Below are 2,524 nucleotides of genomic sequence, written 5' to 3' on the forward strand. Positions count from 1 at the left end.
ACTTTTTTCCCCTCAAAAAGTGCCAGCCATTGCGGGGGTCGGGGTGAAAATTCAGGTGCTTTTTCCCTGAAAATTAGGTAATTGACCACCTGAAAATGGGTAAAACCCCACACCCCACACCCCACACCCCACACCCTGCCCCTAGGAAAAACTTTTTCAGCAGACCCTACTTAGGATCAGCCCGTTCAAAGTGGTGCAAAAGACAAAAAAGCCAGCCGGATTTGTCCCCGCATCGGGGTGAGGAATTAACCAGGGAGAAAATCGCCCCACCACTAACCGCTAAACCGTCTTACTTTTGCCAGTTTTACTGCCTGGGGAAGTAGTTTTTTTAGTGGTGGTAGAAGTAGTTTTCTTGGTAGTGGTTTTCTTGGCAGTGGTTGTCTTGGCCGCTAGGGCGACTAAAGCTTGTTCTAGGGTGAGGGTTTCGGCGGTTTCTCCTTCGGGAATCTTGGCGTTGGTCTTACCGTGCTTGATATAAACTCCGTAGGGTCCCTCGTACAATCCCACCAATTCCCCATCGTCGGGATGTTTACCCAATTCTTTTAAGGGTGGTTTGGTAGAACCGCGGGCGCTGCGAGTTTTTTTCGGTTCGGCTAATAAGGCCAAAGCTCGATCGAGGGTTATGGTTAAGACATCATCGCCGGCTTTCAGGGAACGATATTCTTTTTCCTTACCCTGTTCCTGAACCACATAGGGGCCGAAACGCCCTAAACTGGCTTTAATTTTGCCTCCGGTGAGGGGATGGGTTCCCAGCAGTCGCGGCAGTGCTAATAAACCCACCGCTTGTTCGAGGGTGATGTCCTCGGGTTTGACTCCTTTGGGTAAGGAGGCGCGTTTCGGTTTGGGATTGTCATCGCTGATATCTCCTAACTGGACGTAGGGACCGTAACTACCCACCAGCAGATAAATCGGCTCTCCGGTGTCGGGATGAAGACCTAATTTATCCGGACCTTCGGTTTTTTGTCGCAGCAGGGTTTCTACCTGTTCGGGGTTCAGATCCGCCGGGGTTAAATCGGCCGGGATGGAAGCGGTGAGGATTTCATCCCCCCGGGGGACTTCCAGATAGGGTCCGTATTTGCCGATCTTGATAGTTGCCTGTAAATCCTCTAAAATCACCGATTTGGCGGTGCTAGAGTTAATTTGACTCTCGCGCTCTTTTACTTGGCTTTCTAGCCCCTTTTCGCCGCGATAGAAGCGATCGAGATAGGGCAACCATTGGGCGGAACCGGTGGCGATATCGTCGAGGGTTTCCTCCATTTTCGAGGTAAATTTGGGATCTACCAGGTCGGGGAAATGATTTTCTAACAAACTAACCACGGCAAAAGCGGTGAAGGTGGGAATCAAGGTTTTATTCCGCATTTGGGCATAACCGCGATCGATAATTGTGCCGAGAATGGTGGCGTAGGTGCTGGGTCGCCCGATTCCTTCACTTTCGAGGGTTTTTACCAGGGAGGCTTCGCTATAACGGGCGGGGGGTTGGGTATCGTGGCTAATGGCTTCTAGTTGGCGACAATTGGGGGTGTCACCGACGTTGAGGGCGGGTAAGATTATTTCTTGGTCGTCGATGGCGGCTTCGGGATCGTCGGAACCTTCCACATAGGCGCGGAAAAAGCCGGGGAAGTCGATTCTTTTGCCAGAGGAGCGAAATCCGGCATTTTCTACCTGAATATTGACGGCGATCTGGGTAATGCGGGCATCGGCCATCTGTGAGGCGACGGTACGTTTCCAGATTAAATCATAGAGGGCGAATTCTAGTCCGCTCAGGCCGGTTTCCCGGGGCAGGCGAAAGCTACTACCGGCGGGCCGGATGGCTTCGTGTGCTTCCTGTGCGCCTTTGCTTTTGGTGGTGTACTGCCGGGGTTGGGGACTGAGGTAATTTTTTCCGTACATTTGTTCTACACAATTGCGGGCGGCGGTGATAGCCTGATCGGAAAGATGGACGGAATCGGTCCGCATATAGGTGATGTAGCCCTGTTCGTAGAGATTTTGGGCGATTCGCATGGTGTCGCGGGCGGATATGCCCAGTTTCCGGTTAGCCTCTTGCTGTAGGGTGGAGGTGGTGAAGGGGGGGGAAGGTTTGCGAGTGGTGGGTTTTTCTTCGGTGTGGCTAACGCGCCAGATTTTGTCTTCGATGCGTTCTTTTAAGGCGGCGGCGGTGGCTTGATCCAAAAGTGTCACCTGGCGACCGGGGAGCAGTCTGCCGGTTTCGGCATCGAAATCGCTCCCATTTGCCACTTTTTGACCGTTTAAGGTGACTAATTTCGACTCGAATTGATTTTTGTCTTTTTCGAGGGTGGCTTTCAGATCCCAATAATTGGCGGTTTTAAAGGCTCGTCGTTCTCGTTCGCGCTGCACGAGCAGACGTACCGCCACGGATTGCACCCGGCCGGCGGATAACCCTTTGGAGATTTTTTTCCAGAGTAGGGGGGAGAGGGTATAACCGTAGAGGCGATCGAGTATGCGGCGGGTTTCTTGGGCGTGAACTAAATTTTCGTCGATGGAGCGACAATTTTTGAGGGCGGCT

2 protein-coding genes are annotated in these 2,524 nt (G+C 52.4%); one reads left to right on the top strand and one right to left on the bottom strand.

Annotated elements, in window-relative coordinates:
• Positions 1–95: 95 nt before the first annotated feature.
• On the top strand, positions 96–323 hold the full coding sequence (locus tag PX482_RS08480; RefSeq protein ID WP_288122318.1) for a hypothetical protein: 228 nt from the start codon (positions 96–98) through the stop codon (positions 321–323).
• On the opposite strand, the gene topA is transcribed toward PX482_RS08480, so the two are convergent.
• Positions 280–2,524, bottom strand: a 2,245-nt coding sequence (gene topA, locus PX482_RS08485) for a type I DNA topoisomerase (RefSeq protein WP_288122317.1), incomplete at its 5' end; no start/stop codon positions are given. The genes PX482_RS08480 and topA overlap by 44 nt on opposite strands.

The organism is Microcystis sp. M53602_WE12 (assembly GCF_030065455.1).
GTDB lineage: Bacteria > Cyanobacteriota > Cyanobacteriia > Cyanobacteriales > Microcystaceae > Microcystis > Microcystis aeruginosa.